We start from the raw sequence: 4,080 nt of genomic DNA on the forward strand, positions 1-4,080 counted from the left end.
TCACAGCACATAAATAAACAAAGCCTTTTGCCATAGGGATATACGTTATATCCGTAGACCACACTTGATTACTGCGCTGAATAGCCAACCCTTTGAGCAGATATGGATATTTACGGTGAGCTTGATTAGCCTGGCTTAAATTTGGTTTGCAATATAACGCCTGAATACCCATTTTCTTCATTAAAGTACGTGTATGACGTCGTCCTATATGATGTCCTTGACGATTCAACAAATCACGCATCATACGACTGCCTGCAAAAGGATATTGCATATGTAATTCATCAATACATCGCATCAGCTTCAGATCTGATGCACTCACAGGTTTTGGGCGATAGTAATAACAACCACGGGAGACTTTCAGCAGCTTAGCTTGCTTAGATACTGAAATCTGAAGTGAGTCGTCGATTAACTTTTGTGGTTGAAGCGGCCCAGTTTCTTCAACACACCTTCTAAAAAATCAATTTCTAATGCCTGCTCACCGATTTTTGCATGTAGTTTTTTTAGATCGATGGGTGGTTCTGTTGGAGCTTTTGATTGATCGAAAGCTTGCGAGGAAGCTGAGATCAATTGATTTTTCCAGTCAATAATTTGGTTTTGATGAACATCAAACTCAGCACTCAATTCAGCAAGTGTTTTTTCTGCTTTAATCGCAGCAAGTGCTACCTTAGCTTTAAAATCATTTGAATGATTTCTTCTTGGTCTACGTGCCATAAAATACTCCATATATTGATGTTTATAACATCATTTGAGGAGCAGAATATCACTTATAGGAGTTGTTCAAATTTACGGATCCATCTCTTTAAGCCGCCGCGCGTAGCGCGGTCGGCTTGAACGAATTGTTAGACATCATTTACCAACTGACTTGATGATCTCGCCTTTCACAAAGCGAATAAATTCTTCCAAGTGATCTGCGCGTGAGGCCAAGTGATCTTCTTTTTGTCCCAGATAAGCTTGCTTAGCTTCAAGTAAGACGGGCTGATACTGGGCAGGTAGGCGTTTTATTGCCCAGTCGGCAGCGACATCCTTCGGCGCGATTTTGCCGGTTATTGCGCTGTACCAAATGCGGGACAACGTAAGCACTACATTTCGCTCATCGCCGGCCCAGTCGGGCTGCGAGTTCCATAGCTTCAAGGTTTCCCTCAGCGCCTCGAATAGATCCTGTTCAGGAACCGGGTCAAAGAATTCCTCCGCTGCCGGACCTACCAAGGCAACGCTATGTTCTCTTGCTTTTGTAAGCAGGATAGCTAGATCAATGTCGATCATGGCTGGCTCGAAGATACCCGCAAGAATGTCATTGCGCTGCCATTCTCCAAATTGCAGCTCGCGCTTAGCCGGATAACGCCACGGGATGATGTCGTCATGCACGACAAGGGTGACTTCTATAGCGCGGAGCGTCTCGCTCTCGCCAGGGAAAGCCGAAGCCTCCATAAGGTCATTGAGCAATGCTCGCCGCGTCGTTTCATCAAGCTTTACGGCCACAGTAACCAACAAATCAATATCGCTGTATGGCTTCAGGCCGCCATCCACTGCGGAGCCGTACAAATGCACGGCCAGCAACGTTGATTCCAGATGGCGCTCAATGACGCTTAGCACCTCTGATAGTTGGTTCGAAATTTCGATGGTCACCGCTACCCTCATGATGTCTAACGCCGCCATAAGTTGCGGCTTTGGAGTTGATTGTTTTGTGGTAGCGTAGCGTTAAACCACAAAACAAGCGACGGAAAAGCCGTCAACTTGATGGCCTTGTTAGCCTTATCAGCGCGACTGTGATGTATAAACGTCAAAAATTGAATGACCAATTTTAACAATCGCATCATTTCGCTCTGCCATTGAAGCCTGTGTTTGAGCTAGATAGATGCTCACAATAATTGGGGCTTGATGCTCACTCCACACAACTGCTGTAATACTCCGAGCACCAAATCCGCCAGCACCTGAGCGATCCGCAATGTTCCATCCCGCCGGCAATACTGAACGTAGTAAATTACCAGTGACTTGATTGTTCACCATCCAAGACTCTAATTTTTTCTGGTTCATTTCAGATAGCGCGGAACCAAATAAAAATTTATTCAAAGTACTGGCTATTGCCTTAGGAGTTGTCGTATCCCTCAAATCACCGAGCTTACCTTCATTTAAATCAGGCTCAATACGGTCTAGACGAGTCTCTTTGTCCCCAATTTGTCTTAAAAAATCAGTAACGCCTTTGGGGCCACCTACAGCACTTAGGATGATATTTGCCGCAGTATTATCACTTGTAGTCATAGTTGCGAAGCACGCATCATCGAGTGTGATTGCCTGCCCTACTTGCTTTTCTATTACAGGGGAATAGGTCACAAGATCTGCTTTCTTAATCTCGACTGTACTATTGGGATTAACTTTTCCTTGCTCAGCATCATATAGTAATTTAGCGCAAGCTATTGTTTTAAAAGTACTTGTTAACGGGAAGCGCTGATTGCCATTGTAATCCCAATATTCTCCATTTTGAGTATCAAGAACGGAAACACCTATACGAGCAGAAAGAGAAACTTCAATTGCCTTAACGTCTTGTTCAACTTGCTGAAACTTTGAACTACTTGCAAAAACCACGGATGGTATTAAAAGCGAAAATGCCAATAAAAACTTCATGTAAGTAACCCCATAATTTTGATTGTCACACATTTTATATAAAAGCATGAGGCTCCATAATATGGCTAACGCCCGCCTCAACTGCCGGAGGTTAATGGCGCCTTTTTTGCAGCTCCACCGCAAAAAAAGGTGACAGTAACCGGAGGTCAGATTGCAGGCGCTTGTTAACTCTTTTGCCAGATTTGATAACAATAGTTAATGTTAGACTCGAAATCTTGCTCAAATACCAACTTGAATGTATCTGGGATTTCAGGAAAAACTATGTCTCCATCTCGCTCGATGTCGACTGTTGAAATATGCAAAGTATCTACTTTGGAAATCAAGCTTTTGTATATTTCACCACCACCAGAAACGATAACATGATCCGTGATTTCCTCTAAATTTATTAAGGCATCCTGAATTGAGGAGAAAACCATTACACCCTCATCATTCGTAGAAAAATTAGAGCGAGTTACAACTGCATACTTTCGATTTGGGAGAGCGCCCATTGACTCAAAAGTTTTGCGTCCAACTAAAAGCCATTGATTATATGTAATTGCCTTAAATAGAAGTTGCTCGCCTTTGGCGCTCCATGGAATATCTGGTCCATTACCGATAATACCGTTCTTCGACTTGGCAGCCATTAGTGATAACTTCACGATTTCTCCCTCGAGTTAACTTTGTTTTAGGGCGACTGCCCTGCTGCGTAACATCGTTGCTGCTCCATAACATCAAACATCGACCCACGGCGTAACGCGCTTGCTGCTTGGATGCCCGAGGCATAGACTGTACAAAAAAACAGTCATAACAAGCCATGAAAACCGCCACTGCGCCGTTACCACCGCTGCGTTCGGTCAAGGTTCTGGACCAGTTGCGTGAGCGCATACGCTACTTGCATTACAGCTTACCAACCGAACAGGCTTATGTCCACTGGGTTCGTGCCTTCATCCGTTTCCACGGTGTGCGTCACCCGGCAACCTTGGGCAGCAGCGAAGTCGAGGCATTTCTGTCCTGGCTGGCGAACGAGCGCAAGGTTTCGGTCTCCACGCATCGTCAGGCATTGGCGGCCTTGCTGTTCTTCTACGGCAAGGTGCTGTGCACGGATCTGCCCTGGCTTCAGGAGATCGGAAGACCTCGGCCGTCGCGGCGCTTGCCGGTGGTGCTGACCCCGGATGAAGTGGTTCGCATCCTCGGTTTTCTGGAAGGCGAGCATCGTTTGTTCGCCCAGCTTCTGTATGGAACGGGCATGCGGATCAGTGAGGGTTTGCAACTGCGGGTCAAGGATCTGGATTTCGATCACGGCACGATCATCGTGCGGGAGGGCAAGGGCTCCAAGGATCGGGCCTTGATGTGGCACTGTTGCAAAGTTAGCGATGAGGCAGCCTTTTGTCTTATTCAAAGGCCTTACATTTCAAAAACTCTGCTTACCAGGCGCATTTCGCCCAGGGGATCACCATAATAAAATGCTGAGGCCTGGCC

At 45.8% G+C, this 4,080-nt stretch carries 2 protein-coding genes and 4 pseudogenes; 1 reads left to right on the forward strand and 5 read right to left on the reverse strand.

Annotation, left to right across the window (positions count from 1 at the left end; genetic code table 11):
* The 4 genes and pseudogenes from FTT91_RS14215 to dfrA16 form a co-directional block, all read right to left on the reverse strand.
* Positions 1-723 (reverse strand): annotated as a pseudogene (locus tag FTT91_RS14215) (IS3-like element ISAba14 family transposase); the annotation flags it as partial.
* A 76-nt stretch (positions 724-799) separates the two neighbouring features.
* A pseudogene (locus FTT91_RS14220) lies at positions 800-1,638 on the reverse strand (AadA family aminoglycoside 3''-O-nucleotidyltransferase).
* A gap of 117 nt (positions 1,639-1,755) precedes the next feature.
* The gene (locus tag FTT91_RS14225) at positions 1,756-2,622 is read right to left on the reverse strand and encodes a PSE family carbenicillin-hydrolyzing class A beta-lactamase CARB-2 (RefSeq protein ID WP_001931474.1); all 867 of its coding nucleotides are present in this window, start codon (positions 2,620-2,622) and stop codon (positions 1,756-1,758) included.
* Positions 2,623-2,786: 164 nt separating this feature from the next.
* Positions 2,787-3,260, reverse strand: a complete 474-nt coding sequence (dfrA16, locus tag FTT91_RS14230) for a trimethoprim-resistant dihydrofolate reductase DfrA16 (protein ID WP_032490158.1) — start codon at positions 3,258-3,260, stop codon at positions 2,787-2,789.
* Positions 3,261-3,415: 155 nt separating this feature from the next.
* Here dfrA16 and intI1 point away from each other — a divergent pair.
* A pseudogene (gene intI1 / locus FTT91_RS14235) lies at positions 3,416-3,952 on the forward strand (class 1 integron integrase IntI1); the annotation flags it as partial.
* Between the two features lie 53 nt (positions 3,953-4,005).
* On the opposite strand, the pseudogene FTT91_RS14240 reads toward intI1, so the two are convergent.
* Positions 4,006-4,080 (reverse strand): annotated as a pseudogene (locus tag FTT91_RS14240) (IS6 family transposase); the annotation flags it as partial.

The sequence above is a fragment of the Acinetobacter sp. YH12021 genome (genome assembly GCF_013420145.1).
GTDB lineage: Bacteria > Pseudomonadota > Gammaproteobacteria > Pseudomonadales > Moraxellaceae > Acinetobacter > Acinetobacter towneri.